Raw genomic sequence first — 15,492 nt, 5'->3', positions numbered from 1 at the left:
GCTGCTAGTGGCGCTCAGTTCCCTCGGCGTCGCCGCCTTCCTGGAGGGACGGGACGGAGTCAGCATCGGTGTACTCCCCCTCAATGTTGGAGTCTGCGTCCGTGGTGCCGTCCTTGTCGGTGTACTCGCCCTCGTCAAGCTGATCCTGACCTTCGGTGTACTCGCCGACGCCGTCCGCGCGCTGCGCCCCGGTGTAGCCGCCGGTAGCGCCACCTGCCGGTTCGGCGACAGATTCATCATTCTGCGACTGACTGTTGATGAGTTGCTGCTCCTCAGCGAAACGCAGGTCGTTGCCCTGGTCTCCGGCGTCTCCATGCCAGTTCGGGTCCGAGGTTGCTCCGTCGCCCTTGTTTGGGTTGACCTCGCTGTTGTGTGGCTGCTCGCTCATGATGCCTGCCTTTCATCAAGGATTAGCGCCACTGGCCGGGCGCTCACCATCAGCCTACTTAGCAACCGGTCCGTGGGAAAGGATTCCTACGCTTTAAGCAGCTCGCGAACAGCCTTCTCCGACGCCGAGTAGCTTCCCACCGGAATGACTTCCCCGGACATGAAACGATCGACCAATCGCGGGTCGACATACGAACTCCGCGCAACTGCCGGGGTATTGCCAAGATGCTCGGCGACCGAGCGCATGGTTGCTGCGACCGCCTTCTGCCGGGCTGTGCGGCTGGTCGCCTTCAAGTCCATCCGCGCGAGCTCCATCCCTGCAACGACCGTGGCCTGCCAGGTACGGAAATCCTTCGCCGTGAAACCTCCGCCAGTGACCTGGCGAAGGAACTCGTTGAGCTGGATCGCATCGACGGAATGCCAGGATTCGTCTGCGGCACGGTACGCGAGCATGGTGTCCGCGCCTTCCCTGCGCATCATCGGGCGCAGCGCCGCGGCGAGATCCGGGTCCTCGATGGTGGTGTCCCACTGCTGGCCGCTCTTTCCGGGAAACTGCAGGGTAATCACCGGTCCGCTGAGCGTAACGTGCTCAACCCGCAGAGTTGTCACCCCGAAAGAACCGTTCTCGGCTGCGTACTGCGCCGATCCGATCCGTAGCGCGCCGGAGTCAACAATGCGCAGCGCAGCCGCGAAGGCCCGCTCCCGGCCGCTGCCGTTGCTGCGCAGGTGCTGTGTGATGACCCGCCGCGCGCTGGGGAGGCGTTCGCCGAAATCCAGCGCCCGGTCAAACTTCTCGCGGTCCTTTTTCTCCCGCCAGGCGGGGTGATAGATGTATTGCCGCCGACCGGCGTCGTCTGTGCCTAGCGCCTGGATATGGCCATTGGGATAGGGGCTGATCCACACATCACGCCACGCCGGCGGAATGACCAGGTCTTTGATCCGCTCAAGTTCATCGCGTTCCAGCGGCTCACCCTGCTGGTTGCGGTAACTGAAGCCCTTTCCGTGGCGACGGCGGGTGTAACCGGGCTTGTTGCAGTCACTGCGTCGAAGTCGTGGCACGCCGCCTCCTCTGATACCGCCTGCAGGGAAGACCTAGCCTATGCTCTCCGGATCAACCGTGGGGGAACGCAGCAGCGAGTCAACCCACTCCTGCGCTGCCTGGAATGCCTGGTCGGAGGTATGCCGGGCAACGTCATATTCACGCCGGTCCGCGCGTGCATAGGAACCGAGGAACCGCAGCCCCGGACTGATGCGGTGCAGTCCCTGGAGGGCGTCGGCAACGCGGGCATCCGCTACGTGGCCGTCCGCGTCGATGCTGAAGAAGTAGTCCCCCAGGAACAGTCCCGTGGGGCGGGATTCAATCCTGCTGAGGTTGACGCCGCGTGCCGCGAACTGATCGAGAATCTCCATCAGGGCGCCCGGGTGGTCTTCCGGTAGGGGAATGACCAGGGTGGTCTTATCCGCGCCGGTCCGTGCCGGCAGGGTGTCCGGCCTGCTGACCAGGATGAACCGCGTCACCGCGTCGGCAACATCACCGATGTGCTCCGCGAGGATGCGCAGGCCGAGGCGGTTGGCCACGAGAGGTGAGCAGATCGCGGCATCGTGGCCGGCGCCGTCGTCGAGCAGGGTGTGGGCTGCAGCCGCCGTCGAAGACGCCGGAATGTATTCCGCGGATGGAATGTTCTGTTCGGTCCAGCCCCGGCACTGCGCCCAGGCGTGGCCGTGGGTTGCCACGAAGCGGATGTCGGCGAGCTCCAGCCCCGGGCGCCCCACCAGCACAAAGGAGACCGGAACGAGGATTTCCCGGATGATGCGCAGAGGGTCCCCGTTGGCAATCGAATCAAGGGTGGCTGATACGCCGCCCTCCACCGAGTTTTCGATGGGCACCATCGCTGCCGTCACCCGGCCTGTGCGGACCATGTCCAGAGCGGAGCTCACCGTGACTGCGGGTACTCTCTCGGCCTTGTCCGCCCCGGGCACCTGGAGGAGCGCTGCCTCGGTGAAAGTGCCCTCGGGGCCGAGAAATGCGTATGAGCTCATAGAACGCGCGGCTCCTCACCGGTTTCAGAGACCATCGGCCTCGAGGCCTCCACCCAGGCGTCCATTCCGCCGCTGACATTCACCGCAGAGTATCCGTTGGCGACCAGCCATTCGCTTACCCGGAACGAGCGTCCGCCGGTCCGGCAAATGACGTGCAGGTCTTCATCCGGGTCAAGCTCGTCGAGCCGCGCCGGAATATCGTTGACGGGGATGTGCCGGGCTCCTTCGATGTGCCCGGCCTCCCACTCATAGTCCTCACGCACGTCCAGGACGGCGGTGCCCTCGCTGATTGCGTCGATGGACACGTTTTCGCTGTTGGTCACTGCAAGCTCCGTCTCTGTTCCTTGTCCGACTCCGACAGTCCGACTCCAGTACGCCTTGAATCCAAGCCTATAGTGGGGACCGCAGACACCCCACCCCTGAGGAAGGCCCTCCCATGAGTTCCCTTTCCGAGCTGACCGCTCTTGAACAGCGGGACCTCCTCCGACGCGGTGAACTCAGCTCCCGGGAACTCACTACGCATTATCTGGACCGAATCGACGCCCGGAATATGGAGCTGGGCGCCTTTGTCACGGTGACTGCTGACGCGGCACTGGCGGAAGCCGAGGGCGCTGACCAGCGCCAGGCGAGCGGGGCGGACCTGCCTCTGCTACATGGCCTGCCGCTTGCGCACAAGGACCTGACCGACGTCGCCGGGGTTGTGACCACACACGGAAGCGCAGCGTTGCAGCACACGGTGGCGGCCGCAGACTCGCCGCTTGTCGCCGTTCTCCGGCGGGCCGGTGCTGTCAGTGTGGGAAAGACGCAGGTCCCGGAGTTCGGTCTGAGCTGCTACAGCGAGAATCTCGTTGCGCCGCCGTCGCGTAATCCTCTCAATCCGGCGCTCAGCTCGGGTGGTTCCTCCGGCGGCAGCGCCGCGGCTGTCGCGGCAGGCCTGATCCCGTTTGCGCCGGGCACGGACGGCGGCGGCTCGGTCCGGATTCCGGCCGCTGCCACCGGTCTGATCGGCCTCAAACCCAACCGCGGCAGGGTGCCTTCCGGTGCAGGCCAGAGCGATCTCGGTCAGTTTGTGGTTGCCGGACCGCTGGCGCGGACGACGGCGGATGCCGCCCTGCTCCTCGACGCCATGGTGAACGAGCCAAACTTCCACGCAACCAGCGCCGCCGCCCATGGTCCATTCCTCGACGCAGCGCTGCGGGCTGACGGTAGATTCCGGATCGGGGTCAGCACCGCCTCGCCTTTCGCCGCCGCCTTTCCCATCGAGCTCGACGACGCCGCGCAGGCCGGTTTCGACGCCGGGGTAAATGCGCTCGGCGCCGTCGGTCACGAAATCCTTGAGGCAGACCTCCGGTACGATCCCCGCTATCACGAAGCTTTTCAGACGGTGTGGACCGCAGGCCTGGCCGTCGCACGCATCCCGGCCGACCGGGAAAAAGACCTGACGACCCTCGCCCGTACCCTCCGGCGCCGCGCGCAAGGGAAGTCTGCGACGGACCTTGCCTCCGCCGTCGACATCCTGCGGCAATTTGAGCAGGACACCATCGCGCAGTACTCCGCCTTCGACATCATTGCGACGCCGGCTCTCGGCATGGTCCCGCGTCCAATCGGCTGGTACACCGATGCGGATGCTGACACCGACTATCTGCGCCAATGCCAGTACTCGCCCTACACGTCGATGGTGAACGTGTGCGGGTTGCCTGCCATCTCGGTGCCGGTGTTCACCACGGCTGAGGGACTCTCCATGAGCATCCAGCTCATCGGAAGGCCCAGCGCTGAGGCGGACCTCCTCACCGTGTCAGCTCAGCTTGAGGAACACCTCCGCACTGGCCAAAACCGAACATAATAACTGTTTGTTCGCATTTTGGATATGACAGTCCAAAACGTGACTGGCATCATGGAGTGAATGAGCACAACTCACAACGACAAAGCCACAACGGAGGGCAAAACATTTCTGGGTCACCCCCGAATGCTTGCCAACCTGTTCAGCGTAGAACTCTGGGAGCGCTTCTCCTTCTACGGCATGCAGGGAATCCTCCTCTACTACATGTACTACTCCGTGGCCGACGGCGGCCTCGGCATCGATCAGGGGATCGCCACCGGCCTGGTGGGCGCCTACGGCGGCGGGGTCTACCTCTCGACCATCCTTGGAGCCTGGCTGGCTGACCGGGTCATGGGGTCCGAAAAGGTCCTCTTCTATTCCGCCATCATGATCATGTTCGGCCACATAGCGCTGGCGCTGCTGCCGGGCGGAATCGGCCTTGCGGTGGGTCTGGTCCTCGTCGGTGTCGGTTCCGGTGGGCTGAAAGCCAACGCGACCTCGCTGGTTGGCACCCTCTACGCCGAGGGTGATGAGCGGCGCGACGCCGGTTTCTCCATCTTCTACATGGGCATAAACATCGGCGCCCTCATCGGTCCACTGCTGACGGGCCTGGCCTGGACGGAGTTCGGATTCCACTACGGCTTCGGTCTCGCGGCAGTCGGCATGGCGATCGGCCTGACTCAGTACGCGCTGACCCGCAAGAACCTGCCGGAGACAGCCCACGCGGTGACCAACCCGCTGCCGTCCGGCCGGCTTGCGCGAATGGGGCTGATTGCTGCGGCCGGCGTCATCGTGATCATCCTTGCCTTCACCACCGGCCTGGTTACCCCGGCGAATCTCGCCCAAACCATGGCGTACGTCGCCATCGCGGCGTCGATCGCCTATTTCACGGTGATCCTGCGCAGCAAGCGCGTTAACGCCATCGAGCGCAAGCGGGTGTACTCCTTCATTCCGCTGTTCATTGCGAGCGCTGCGTTCTGGGGGCTGTTTCAGCAGCAGTTCACCGTCGTTGCGATTTACGCGGACCGCAGCCTGGACCGCAACCTGTTCGGCTGGATCATGCCGCCGAGCTTTGTGCAGTCGATCAACCCGATCTTCATCATCATCTTCGCCGCCGTATTCGCTGCGCTGTGGACGAAGCTCGGAAACCGGCAGCCGTCATCACCGTTGAAGTTCGCTCTCGGCCTCGTGTTCATGGGCCTCGCGTTCCTGCTGTTCATCCCGTTCTCCGGCGGCGGCCCGAACAGCACCCCGCTGATGGCGCTCGTGGTCATCCTGCTGTTCTTCACCTGGGCGGAGTTGTTCCTGTCGCCGATCGGGCTCTCGGTTGCAACGAAGCTTGCGCCGAGTGCCTTCCGAACCCAGATGGTGGCCCTGTTCTTCCTTTCGATCTCGCTGGGAACGACGGTGGCCGGCATTCTGGCGGGATATTACAACCAGGACAACGAGGTGCCGTACTTCTCCTTCAGCGGCATCACGGCAATCGTGCTCGGCATAGCCCTTGCGCTGGCTACGCCCGCCATCAAGAAACTGATGAGCGGCGTCCGCTAGGCGCTACAGCGAACCACGACGGCGCCCTGCTCTCGCAGGAGGGCGCCGTCGTCGCTTAAGGTTTCAGGAGCCGTTGCCGCCGGCCTCGCTTCCGCCGGACTCGCTCTCCGGACCCGGGCCGCCGTAACCGCCACCGCTCTCGGAATCAGCCTTGCCGGCAGCCTGCTCGGCGTCCTGCTCCAGCTTTTCGTCGTCAGTGTGGTCAATTTCGTCGCTGGTGGGGTTCTCGCTCATGACACAACCTTTCGTTGACGGGTGTTCTCAACGTACCGCCCGGCAGGCCTGTGTACTAGGGCCGGCGAGTGCCACACTGGGCGCATGAGGAAGTCCCCGGTGTGAGGCAAGACCTGCTGAACCCGATGGCAGTACTCCCCCTGAGATGTCGCCCTACTCTGTCACACGAGTACAGAACGATGAATGGACCGCCAATCTCGGAATGTCCACCCCGGGGGAGATAACTGTTCGAGCCCTCGATGCCGACGGTGATGTCCTCGCCGAGGAAGTCTTCGCGCCGGAATGGGTCCGGGTAGGCGGCTCTGAGCAGTGCGGCGGTCCCGCTGAGGCCGGGCCGGTGACGCTCACCGTCCCGTAAATAAGTCCCGTAGGAAACCGCGGCTACTTCCACTCCAGGAAGGCACTGCCGTAGCGCTGGGGAGGATGTGAGTACTCAATCTGCCTGCCGTCAACCACCAGCGGCGGCGGTACGAAGACGAGCTCGCCGTAATCACTGTCTGAACGGCGGAGCGGCGGCTCCACCTCCGCAGACGGCGCATTGCCCGGTGTGGGCATCCGGAGTAGTTCAGTCGCTGTGCGAGCCAGCGAAAGATGCGCTGAACCACTCAGTCCGCTGCTGCGGGCAGATACAAGCCCGACGGCGGCGGCCGCCATTCCGAGACCGGTTGCGTAATCGAGTGCCTGGACCGGAAGGGCACCAGGCCGGAAATCAGTTCCCGATCCGGTCCCGTAGACCTGTGCGATCCCGGTGGCCGCCTGCACGATGCTGTCGAACCCGCGGCGGTCCGCCCAGGGACCGGAATCACCCCACGCGTCCAGAACAACGACAGCGAGGTCCGGGAAGTCTGCGCGTAACGACCCGCTGCCCAATCCGTGCCGGTCCATCGATCCTCCGCGGTAGGCGCTCAGCACCACATCCGCGGCGGGAAGAAGCGCCCGCAAGCGCGCAAGCTGCTCATGGTCGCTGAAGTCCGCCACCGCGCTGCGCTTCGCGAAGCCGGTTTCCACGTGCTGGTGCTCCAGTTCTGGACGCATCACCGGGTCCACCCGCAGCACATCTGCGCCCAGCGCACCGAGGAGCCTGCTCGCGGAGGGTCCGGCGATGACCCTGGTCAGGTCCAGGACGCGCACTCCGTCCAACAAGCCCTTGCTACCTCCGAAGGTTCTGGTGTCCCGCCGGAAAGTTCTCGTCGACAGCCGCACCCATGGCTCATCGGCGACAGCCCATCCGGCCTGGGTTGCAGCCCATTCCTGCGGTGTCCGGACCGCCGCGGCCAACCCGCCTCGGGCGGTGACGACCTCTTCGATTACAGCTGCCGGAGATTCCAGGAGCGCAGCATCGACATCCTCCACTTCGCACACACCGAGCGCTTCAAGCAGCGCCCGCTCGTGATGCGGGTAGTTACCGTGAATTCGCACCCACCCGTCCGCTGCCCTGCGAAACCCTGACAGGGGCGCAAACGCCTGGATCGGCGATCCCGCGATGCGAAAATGCGTGAACGAGTCGAACCATGCAGCCACCGCCGGCGCGGTGAACGTCACGCTCTTCGCCGTTGACGCAGCAGCAAGCGAAGTGGCAACCGCCTGCACAGACCCGAGCGCAAGACCCTCGACATCGAGCGGTCCTCCCCACCACCAGCGAGGACCGGCCCACGCCGCCGGTTCAGTCAGCTCAGGAAGGAGCGGAGCGAAGTACCGCCATAAGCCAGGCACCGATCGATCTTCCGGGTCGGACTCCACAGAGCGTGTCATCTTTGAATTATGGAGCGGGTCCAGTTTCGGATCCAGTCAGCCAAAACTGCTGGTTTCAATGAAACCTGTAGTCATTTCCGCTGACTGCATGGGGGTAGTGGCATGCTTGGTCCCATGGCTAATCGAGCAGGCACCGTTGCCCAATCCAGCGACCTTGTTGATGTAAGCGCACTTCTGGACGCGTACTTCGATTCCACCCCGGATCTCTCCGACCCCGCACAGCGCGTTGCGTTCGGAACCTCCGGCCACCGCGGATCGTCGCTAAAGTCGTCCTTCAACGAAGGGCACATCGCCGCGATCACGCAGGCAATCGTCGAATACCGGGCGGGGCAGGGCATCACCGGACCGCTCTTCATGGGCAAGGACACCCATGCGCTGTCGGAGCCGGCGCAGAACACGGCGCTCGAGGTGCTCGCCGCCAACAACGTCGCCGTGCGGATCGACGCCCGTGGCGCCTACACCCCTACTCCGGCCCTCTCGCACGCCATTCTTGGCTACAACGGGTCGCGGACAGACCAATCGGACGGCATTGTGATCACGCCGTCGCACAATCCGCCGGCCGACGGCGGCTTCAAGTACAACCCGCCCCACGGCGGCCCTGCCGACTCGGACGCCACCAACTGGATTGCGGCCCGTGCCAACGAGCTGCTCGAGAACGGGCTCAGGGACGTCAAGCGGATCCCTACCGCGCAGGCGCAGCAGGCGGATTCCGTCAGCACCTATGACTTCCTCCAGCACTACGTCGAAGACCTCCCCAACGTGCTCAACCTAGAGGCAATCCGCAGCGCGGGCGTGCGCATCGGCGCCGATCCGATGGGCGGCGCGTCAGTGGATTACTGGGGAGCCATTGCCGAGCGGCACAACCTCGACCTGACGGTGGTGAACCCCGCCGTTGACCCTCAGTGGGCTTTCATGACCCTGGACTGGGACGAAAAGATCCGCATGGACTGCTCCTCCCCCTACGCCATGGCGTCCCTGATCAAGCGGGCCGGGGACTTTGATATTTCCACCGGAAACGACGCCGACGCCGACCGACACGGCATAGTCACCCCGGATTCCGGCCTGATGAATCCAAACCACTATCTCGCCGTCGCCATCGATTATCTGTACCGGAACCGTCCCCAGTGGCGCTCGGATGCGATGGTCGGCAAGACCCTCGTGTCGTCGTCGATCATTGACCGGGTGGCCGCGGATCTTGGCCGGGTCCTCGAAGAGGTTCCCGTCGGCTTCAAATGGTTCGTGCCGGGGCTGCTCTCCGGTGAGGTGGCGTTCGGCGGGGAGGAATCCGCCGGGGCATCCTTCCTCCGCCACGACGGAGCCGCCTGGAGCACCGACAAGGACGGCATCCTCCTTGCACTGCTCGCCTCCGAAATCACCGCTGTTTCAGGACGCACACCGTCGCAGCACTACGACGGTCTGACGCAACGGTTTGGGGCACCGGTGTACGCGCGGATCGATGCTGCTGCCACACGTGAGCAGAAGTCGGCACTGGGCAAGCTGTCGCCGTCGGACGTCACAGCCACCACGCTGGCGGGCGAAGACATCACCGCACGCCTCACCGAAGCGCCCGGCAACGGTGCACCGATTGGCGGCCTGAAGGTCACCACCGAGAATGCGTGGTTCGCTGCCCGCCCGTCCGGAACCGAGGACGTCTACAAGATCTATGCAGAATCCTTCCTTGGTGAAGATCACCTGAGGCGCGTGCAGGAAGAAGCCAAGGCCCTGGTCGATGGCGTAATCGCCTAACCTCACTGGAGTCTGTGTCGCGTAAGATTTCCTCCAGATCCCCACCATCTCTGGAAGGCACACAGCCATGCGCAGACTCGGAATGAACTGGACGCTGCACGGCGACGGGCGGAACGTCCAGCCGGGTCGGTTCGTCGCCCCCGATGAGAGGCTGAGCTGGCCACGCACCATCGGCATCGGTGCGCAGCACGTGGTTGCGATGTTCGGCGCCACCTTCCTGGTGCCGCTGCTGACCGGCTTCCCGCCGTCCACTACGTTGCTCTTCTCCGGTCTCGGCACCCTGCTCTTCTTGGCCATCACTGCCGGCCGCGTACCCAGCTACCTTGGCTCGAGCTTCGCTTTCATCGCGCCGATCGCAGCGGCGCAGAGCCAGCACGGCCCTGCCGGGGCACTGGGCGGCGTCGTTCTGGCCGGTGCGGTGCTGGCGCTCATTGGACTGGTGGTGCACTGGGCAGGCGCACGATGGATCCAGCTGCTGATGCCGCCCGTGGTCACCGGCGCAATCGTTGCCCTCATCGGCCTGAACCTTGCGCCGACCGCCAAGGCGAGCTTTGAACAGGCGCCGCTCACCGCCCTGGTCACGGTGATCTCGATCCTGCTGGTTACGGTCCTGTTCAAGGGAATTCTCGGCCGGCTGTCCATCCTGATCGGCGTCCTCGTCGGCTACCTCCTAGCGGTATTGCGCGGAGAGGTGGACTTCGCCGCCATCAACGACGCCGCGTGGTTCGGCCTGCCGCCCTTCATGGCTCCCGAATTCCACCTTTCAGTCATCGGACTGTTTGTCCCGGTTGTCCTGGTCCTGGTGGCTGAGAACATCGGCCACGTTAAATCCGTGGCCGCGATGACCGACCGCGACCTTGACCCCATCACGGGGCGCGCCCTCATGGCGGACGGGCTGGCCACCGTCCTGGCCGGTTCAGGTGGCGGCTCCGGCACCACCACGTACGCCGAGAACATCGGCGTCATGGCCGCCTCACGGGTGTACTCCACTGCCGCGTACTGGGTAGCCGGAGTCATCGCCGTGCTGCTGAGCCTCTTCCCCAAGTTCGGTGCGCTCATCGCAACTGTTCCGGCGGGAGTACTGGGAGGTGCCGGCGTCGTTCTCTACGGCATGATCGGCATCCTCGGCGTGCGGATCTGGGTGCAGAACCGGGTCGATTTCTCAAACCCGATCAACCTCTCGACGGCGGGCGTGGCGCTCGTAGTGGGCATCGCGGACTTCACGTGGACGATCGGCGACCTTACCTTCGCAGGCATTGCCCTGGGCACGGCGGCTACCCTCATCATCTTCCATGGCATGAGCGGGATTGCCCGTATCCGCGGGAGCGAGCATGTTGCCGAGCCGGAGGAGCTTGAAGCGGAAGACCACGGCACCCGCCCTTCCAAGCTGGGGTAGGCAGGCCCGCACGCCAAAGCGCGCAGCCTGCCATGATGTGAGCATGTTGCGTATTGGCCTCCTGGGCGGCATGAGCTGGGAAAGCACCGCCGAGTACTACCGCCTCATCAACGAAATGGCGCGGGACCGGTTGGGAGGCCTCCACTCAGCGGACTGCCTCCTCAGATCGGTGGATTTCGCGCCCATCGAAGAGCTCCAGACCCGGGGCCTATGGGAGGAAGCCGGCGCAGCGCTGGCTGCTGCCGCCGTCGAGCTTGAACGAGGCGGAGCCGAGCTTCTAGTGCTCTGCACCAACACCATGCATAAAGTGGCCCCTGCCATCGAGCGGGCCGTCAGCATCCCTTTCATCAACGTCATCAACGCTACTGCACGCGCGGTCACGGCAACGGGCACGACGACGGTGGGCCTGCTGGGGACAGCCTTCACGATGGAGCAGGATTTTTATCGCGACGGTCTGGCCGCGCACGGCCTGGAAGTGCTTACTCCCAACCCCGAAGACCGCGCGACTGTCCACCGGGTCATCTATGAGGAGCTGTGCCTCGGGATTATCTCGAACGATTCCCGCAAGGAATACCAGCGCATCATCGCCGGGCTTGCATCGCGCGGTGCAGAGGGAGTGATCCTCGGCTGCACCGAAATAGAGCTGCTGATCTCGCAGACGGATGCGGACATTGCCCTCTACCCGACGACGTCCATACACGCACAGGCGGCAGTGGACGCCGCGCTGGCCGGCTGAGGGTTCGCAGAGCCGGCGATCCCTTCATCTCGCGGATTCCAGGGCTGGTCCGCGGCCGTACAATTCAAGGACTCGTACTTGAATATTGAACAAAATGGGGGAACCGTGTTCACACCGGTTATCAAAAAGTGGTGCGCTTTTGGCGTCGCCATCGGCGCGCTGTCGGTCACAGCCTGCAGTCCATCTGCTGATGCCACGACCGGTCAGGTAGTCCGCGTTGTTGACGGCGACACAGTGATTGTGAAGATTGCCGACGTCGACACGAGAGTCCGTCTACTCAACATCGATACGCCCGAAACCAAGCACCCCGACAAGGCGGTGGAATGCTTCGGTCCGGAGGCGACGGCCTTCCTTGCGGAAACGCTGCCCGCAGGCACTGAAGTGGGACTGGACTTCGACGTCGAACGTGTTGATCAGTACGGCAGGACCCTTGCAGCAGTATTTCTGGAGGACCGCACTCTGGTGAACGCCGAGATCGCGCGCCAAGGCCTAGGTTCAGCGGTCATTTTCGAACCAAATGAAAAGTACTACGACGCCGTCAAAACCGCCCAGGAGGAAGCACAACAGGCGGAGCTCGGGGTATTCAGCGTTGACGCCGAATGCACTCTTCCGGCAGAAGTCGCTGCGGCTGTCGATTCGCTGGCGGCCGTTGTGGAGCAACCCGCTGCCTCCACCTCCGGCGCGGCGGCAGCCGGTGCGGCCGCCGTAGCAGGTGCTCTGGCGACGGCCGAGGCACTCCATGCGGCGCTCGAAGCGGGCGAGGACTCCATCCGCTGGGCCGCCCTGGGAACCGCAGGAACCGCCGCGCTGAGTGCCAAACTCATAACCTCGATCGACTCGGGACGGGCAACGCTGGCCACGCTGGAGCAGGAAACCACCCGGCTCAAGGCGGCGGAAGACGAGGCAGCAAGAGAAGCAGCGAAGCGTGAAGCGGAGCGGGTGGCAGCCGAAGCCGAAGCACGTCGCCTTGTTGCGGAAGAAGCAGCAGCAGCGGCCGCACGAGCTGAGGCTGCGCGGGTGGCCACCGAGGCAGCGGCCGCGGCCGAAGCAGAGCGGATCCGGAATCTTCCGCCGCCGTATGTACCTCCGGCGCCGGCACCGTACGTCCCACCAGCACCCGCACCCTACGTCCCACCAGCACCCGCTCCAGCCCCGCCGGCCGAGCAGAATCCGTATCCCGGTTATAACGGACCGCGTTGCTACGCACCGGGAGGCAAGACCTGGAAACCGTGCCCATAAGGCACGCCGAACCGGCGAGGGTGACACAATAATCCGGTGAACTCGCCTGCCCCCCACCAAACCGAGCTGTGGAAAAGCGCCGCCTGGAAGTCCCAGGTGGAGTCGTGGGTGTCGCAGGTCCTCGCTACGTTCAACATTGAGCAGACCGGCCCGGTGAGCGAGCCGAGGATCCGCTTCTGGTCGGTGCTGCTGACCATTCCCACGGACCACGGGAAGCTCTGGTTCAAGGAGAACAATCCGGGGCAATTCCAGGAGGCATCGATTGTGGCGGCGCTGGCGGAGATTGCCCCGGAGAACGTTGTCACTCCACTGGCCATCGAGCCGACCAGGGGGTGGCTGATTTCCCCGGATCACGGTGCCACACTCGCCACTCTCGCGTCGAGGGACTACGCGCTGTGGGCCCGCGTGGTCACTGATTTCGCGGAGCTGCAGCAGCAGACGGTTCAGCACGGGCAACGGTTGACGGATGCGGGACTGGCTTCGCTGGATCCGGGGATCGCAGGCAACTTTGTCAGCAATCAGCTTCTCCTCCACGCAGGCTTGCCTCAGGAGCACCCGTTGCATTTGAACGGGGAGCAGGCGGACAGCATCTACGCCAGCGTTCCTGCGATCGAGAGCGCCGCAGCGCAGCTGAACGCCGTCGGTGTACCGCTGTCACTGGAGCACAACGACCTCCACCCGAACAACGCCTTCATCCCGGGCTCAAGCACGGATCCGCTACGGTTCTTCGACTTCGGTGACTCGTACTGGGCGCATCCGTTCAGCTCGCTCTACGTTCCCCTTGGCGTGATGAAGGAGAACTGGGAAACGGGGTACGACGACGCCCGCATTCGGCGCGTGATCAGCGCCTACCTTGAGCGGTGGACCGGCTACGCCCCGCTGCCGGAGCTGCGGAAGGCTCTGGAACCCGCGCTGCAGCTCGGCCGGCTGAACAGGTATGCCTCCTGGCTTCGGCTCCTGATCCACGCCGACGACGAATCGATGCGCACCTACGGTCCGCACGCCCTGCAGTATCTGCAGACGATCGCCGACCCGGTTCTGTAGAACCCTCAGACGCCCTTCGCCGCGGCGATCACTTCCCGCATCATCCGGTTGAGGTCCTCGGCCTGCTTTCGCGATAAACCAAGCTTCTCCATCATTGTGCCTGGCACGGACAGCGCCTGCTCACGCAACGAACGCCCCTTGACGGTCAGCCCCACAGCGAGGGCTCGCTCGTTGCCGACCACCCGTTCCCTCGTGACAAATCCGTTGGCTTCCAGGCGCTTCAGCATCGGTGAAAGCGTTGCCGGTTCCATGGCGAGCGCGTCGCTGATTTCACGGACGGTTCGCGGGCTGTTCTCCCACAGGGCCAGCATCACGAGGTACTGCGGGTGGGTGAGGTTGAGTTCCTCCAGTACTGGCCGGTACGCGCCGATGACACTTCGTGAAGCGACCGACAGTGCAAAGCACAACTGCCGCTCAAGGAGCAGGTCATTGTCCTGGGGAAGTTCCGGGGAAAGGTCCCCTGAAGACAACCGCACCATCGAATCGGTCACTTGTCGCCATCCTCGCGCTTCACCAGGTACGTGGAGCCGTCAACGTTCCGGACAACGTCCCACTGCTGCAACTCCTGTTGGCGTTGCTGGTGTGCTGCGCCGTACGCGTACTTGACCGGACCCTCCAACCCGCCTTGGTCCGCAGGGCCGAAGAACATTCTCAACTTACCCGTAGCCTTCATGAACCGTTGCGACAACGGCTTCCTGTCCGCCATTCCTGAGCCTCTCTCGCCGTGGGCAGCAACTGCACACAAAGAAGCATAGCGAGCTAATTGTTAGTGCCCTAATTAACGCGCGGCCAGTGTCCCCGCCCCCGCATCACCGCGGCCAACAAATCCGCACGGTCCGACACCAGGCCGTTGACCCCGAGGTCCAGCAGGGCCTCCATTTCCGGCCGCTCATTGATGGTCCACACGTGGACCGGTATCCCCGCAGCCGCACAGCGTCGAACAAAGCCGGCGGTGACCACCGGGATGCCGCGGTAGTGCCGGGGGACCTGCAGGCAATCGACCCGTACCAGCCGCGCGGCCCGCCCGGCGAGTCCCAGCGGCGACACCACCTTGAGGAGTACGTTTACTGCCATTCCTGCAGACGACGCCGTTGGCCGGCTCAGTCGCCGAAGAACCCTCAGACGACGCCGGTCGGAGAATGATGCGACCAGCACGCGGTCATGAGCCCCCGCCTGCTCGACCACATCCACAAATGGCTGCACCGAGGCGTCATCCTTGATGTCTACGTTCAGCCGCGCGTCCGGCCACCGCTCAAGCACCTCGGCCAGCGTGGGGATCGGTTCAACGCCGCGAACCCGCACGGAACTCAACTCCGCGAGGGAGTGATCTGCGAGGAGGCCTACAGCGTCGGTCACGCGCTCGAGGCGCTCATCGTGGAAAACCATGACGACGCCGTCGCGCGTGGTGCGCACGTCGATCTCCAGATAGCGGAAACCGAGCTCCAGAGCCGCCTCCATCGCGACCAGCGTGTTCTCAAGGCCCTCCGGCGAGAAGCCACGGTGGGAGAGCGCAAGTGGACCGTCGGAATCAAAGTACGGCTTGGCCAC

General features: G+C 64.3%; 17 protein-coding genes. 8 read left to right on the top strand and 9 right to left on the bottom strand.

What is annotated here, in order from left to right; all coding sequences use genetic code 11:
- Positions 1-4: 4 nt before the first annotated feature.
- The 4 genes from ASH00_RS05425 to ASH00_RS05410 all read right to left on the bottom strand — a co-directional run bounded on the left by ASH00_RS05425 (position 5) and on the right by ASH00_RS05410 (position 2,750).
- Positions 5-388 carry a hypothetical protein gene (locus ASH00_RS05425; protein ID WP_056545745.1) on the bottom strand — a complete coding sequence of 128 codons (384 nt, stop codon included), beginning with the start codon at positions 386-388 and terminating at the stop codon, positions 5-7.
- 86 nt (positions 389-474) lie between these two features.
- Positions 475-1,446 (bottom strand): DNA topoisomerase IB, encoded by a 972-nt coding sequence (locus ASH00_RS05420; RefSeq protein ID WP_056545744.1) that lies wholly within the window; start codon positions 1,444-1,446, stop codon positions 475-477.
- A 33-nt stretch (positions 1,447-1,479) separates the two neighbouring features.
- Positions 1,480-2,427, bottom strand: a complete 948-nt coding sequence (pheA, locus tag ASH00_RS05415) for a prephenate dehydratase (RefSeq protein ID WP_056545741.1) — start codon at positions 2,425-2,427, stop codon at positions 1,480-1,482.
- Positions 2,424-2,750 (bottom strand): rhodanese-like domain-containing protein, encoded by a 327-nt coding sequence (locus ASH00_RS05410; RefSeq protein WP_056545739.1) that lies wholly within the window; start codon positions 2,748-2,750, stop codon positions 2,424-2,426. The genes pheA and ASH00_RS05410 overlap by 4 nt, the downstream gene beginning before the upstream one ends.
- A gap of 113 nt (positions 2,751-2,863) precedes the next feature.
- On the opposite strand from ASH00_RS05410, the gene ASH00_RS05405 reads away from it, so the two are divergent.
- Positions 2,864-4,270 (top strand): amidase, encoded by a 1,407-nt coding sequence (locus tag ASH00_RS05405; protein ID WP_056545737.1) that lies wholly within the window; start codon positions 2,864-2,866, stop codon positions 4,268-4,270.
- Positions 4,271-4,330: 60 nt separating this feature from the next.
- Entirely contained in the window at positions 4,331-5,797 is a 1,467-nt protein-coding gene (locus tag ASH00_RS05400) for a peptide MFS transporter (protein ID WP_056545736.1), read from the top strand.
- 63 nt (positions 5,798-5,860) lie between these two features.
- On the opposite strand, the gene ASH00_RS16620 is transcribed toward ASH00_RS05400, so the two are convergent.
- The gene (locus ASH00_RS16620; RefSeq protein ID WP_157359007.1) at positions 5,861-6,031 is read right to left on the bottom strand and encodes a hypothetical protein; all 171 of its coding nucleotides are present in this window, start codon (positions 6,029-6,031) and stop codon (positions 5,861-5,863) included.
- A 145-nt stretch (positions 6,032-6,176) separates the two neighbouring features.
- Between ASH00_RS16620 and ASH00_RS05395 the strand changes: the two genes are divergently transcribed.
- On the top strand, positions 6,177-6,389 hold the full coding sequence (locus ASH00_RS05395) for a hypothetical protein (protein WP_056545734.1): 213 nt from the start codon (positions 6,177-6,179) through the stop codon (positions 6,387-6,389).
- Between the two features lie 23 nt (positions 6,390-6,412).
- On the opposite strand, the gene ASH00_RS05390 is transcribed toward ASH00_RS05395, so the two are convergent.
- A complete protein-coding gene (locus ASH00_RS05390) occupies positions 6,413-7,783 on the bottom strand; it encodes a CoA transferase (RefSeq protein WP_056545732.1) in 1,371 nt (456 codons plus the stop codon).
- Positions 7,784-7,897: 114 nt separating this feature from the next.
- Between ASH00_RS05390 and pgm the strand changes: the two genes are divergently transcribed.
- The 5 genes from pgm (at position 7,898) to ASH00_RS05365 (ending at position 13,944) form a co-directional block, all read left to right on the top strand.
- A complete protein-coding gene (gene pgm / locus ASH00_RS05385; protein WP_200954748.1) occupies positions 7,898-9,529 on the top strand; it encodes a phosphoglucomutase (alpha-D-glucose-1,6-bisphosphate-dependent) in 1,632 nt (543 codons plus the stop codon).
- A gap of 67 nt (positions 9,530-9,596) precedes the next feature.
- Positions 9,597-10,925: a uracil-xanthine permease family protein gene (locus ASH00_RS05380; RefSeq protein ID WP_056545728.1), complete on the top strand. Its 1,329-nt coding sequence runs from the start codon at positions 9,597-9,599 to the stop codon at positions 10,923-10,925.
- 43 nt (positions 10,926-10,968) lie between these two features.
- Complete coding sequence (locus tag ASH00_RS05375) at positions 10,969-11,661, top strand: aspartate/glutamate racemase family protein (RefSeq protein WP_056545727.1); 693 nt, start codon at positions 10,969-10,971, stop codon at positions 11,659-11,661.
- A gap of 78 nt (positions 11,662-11,739) precedes the next feature.
- Positions 11,740-12,900, top strand: a complete 1,161-nt coding sequence (locus ASH00_RS05370; RefSeq protein ID WP_162252842.1) for a thermonuclease family protein — start codon at positions 11,740-11,742, stop codon at positions 12,898-12,900.
- A gap of 36 nt (positions 12,901-12,936) precedes the next feature.
- Positions 12,937-13,944 carry a phosphotransferase gene (locus ASH00_RS05365; protein ID WP_157359006.1) on the top strand — a complete coding sequence of 336 codons (1,008 nt, stop codon included), beginning with the start codon at positions 12,937-12,939 and terminating at the stop codon, positions 13,942-13,944.
- Positions 13,945-13,949: 5 nt separating this feature from the next.
- On the opposite strand, the gene ASH00_RS05360 is transcribed toward ASH00_RS05365, so the two are convergent.
- The 3 genes from ASH00_RS05360 to ASH00_RS05350 form a co-directional block, all read right to left on the bottom strand.
- Positions 13,950-14,423, bottom strand: coding sequence for a MarR family winged helix-turn-helix transcriptional regulator (locus tag ASH00_RS05360; protein ID WP_200954767.1), 474 nt, complete (start codon positions 14,421-14,423; stop codon positions 13,950-13,952).
- An 8-nt stretch (positions 14,424-14,431) separates the two neighbouring features.
- Positions 14,432-14,650, bottom strand: a complete 219-nt coding sequence (locus ASH00_RS05355; protein WP_056545720.1) for a hypothetical protein — start codon at positions 14,648-14,650, stop codon at positions 14,432-14,434.
- Between the two features lie 68 nt (positions 14,651-14,718).
- A complete protein-coding gene (locus tag ASH00_RS05350; protein ID WP_056545718.1) occupies positions 14,719-15,492 on the bottom strand; it encodes a glycerophosphodiester phosphodiesterase family protein in 774 nt (257 codons plus the stop codon).

It is taken from the genome of Arthrobacter sp. Soil782, assembly GCF_001428435.1.
In the GTDB taxonomy this organism is placed as follows: Bacteria; Actinomycetota; Actinomycetes; order Actinomycetales; family Micrococcaceae; genus Arthrobacter_D; species Arthrobacter_D parietis.
Note: the sequence above shows the minus strand (reverse complement) of the source record. Positions and strands in the feature narration are given on the sequence as shown.

Coding starts and splice junctions, on each gene's coding strand:
- ASH00_RS05425 (WP_056545745.1), bottom strand. CDS start 388: ATGAGCGAGCAGCCACACAACAGCGAGGTCAACCCAAACAAGGGCGAC.
- pheA (WP_056545741.1), bottom strand. CDS start 2,427: ATGAGCTCATACGCATTTCTCGGCCCCGAGGGCACTTTCACCGAGGCA.
- ASH00_RS05405 (WP_056545737.1), top strand. CDS start 2,864: ATGAGTTCCCTTTCCGAGCTGACCGCTCTTGAACAGCGGGACCTCCTC.
- ASH00_RS05400 (WP_056545736.1), top strand. CDS start 4,331: ATGAGCACAACTCACAACGACAAAGCCACAACGGAGGGCAAAACATTT.
- ASH00_RS16620 (WP_157359007.1), bottom strand. CDS start 6,031: ATGAGCGAGAACCCCACCAGCGACGAAATTGACCACACTGACGACGAA.
- ASH00_RS05395 (WP_056545734.1), top strand. CDS start 6,177: ATGTCGCCCTACTCTGTCACACGAGTACAGAACGATGAATGGACCGCC.
- ASH00_RS05390 (WP_056545732.1), bottom strand. CDS start 7,783: ATGACACGCTCTGTGGAGTCCGACCCGGAAGATCGATCGGTGCCTGGC.
- pgm (WP_200954748.1), top strand. CDS start 7,898: ATGGCTAATCGAGCAGGCACCGTTGCCCAATCCAGCGACCTTGTTGAT.
- ASH00_RS05380 (WP_056545728.1), top strand. CDS start 9,597: ATGCGCAGACTCGGAATGAACTGGACGCTGCACGGCGACGGGCGGAAC.
- ASH00_RS05375 (WP_056545727.1), top strand. CDS start 10,969: ATGTTGCGTATTGGCCTCCTGGGCGGCATGAGCTGGGAAAGCACCGCC.
- ASH00_RS05360 (WP_200954767.1), bottom strand. CDS start 14,423: ATGGTGCGGTTGTCTTCAGGGGACCTTTCCCCGGAACTTCCCCAGGAC.
- ASH00_RS05355 (WP_056545720.1), bottom strand. CDS start 14,650: ATGGCGGACAGGAAGCCGTTGTCGCAACGGTTCATGAAGGCTACGGGT.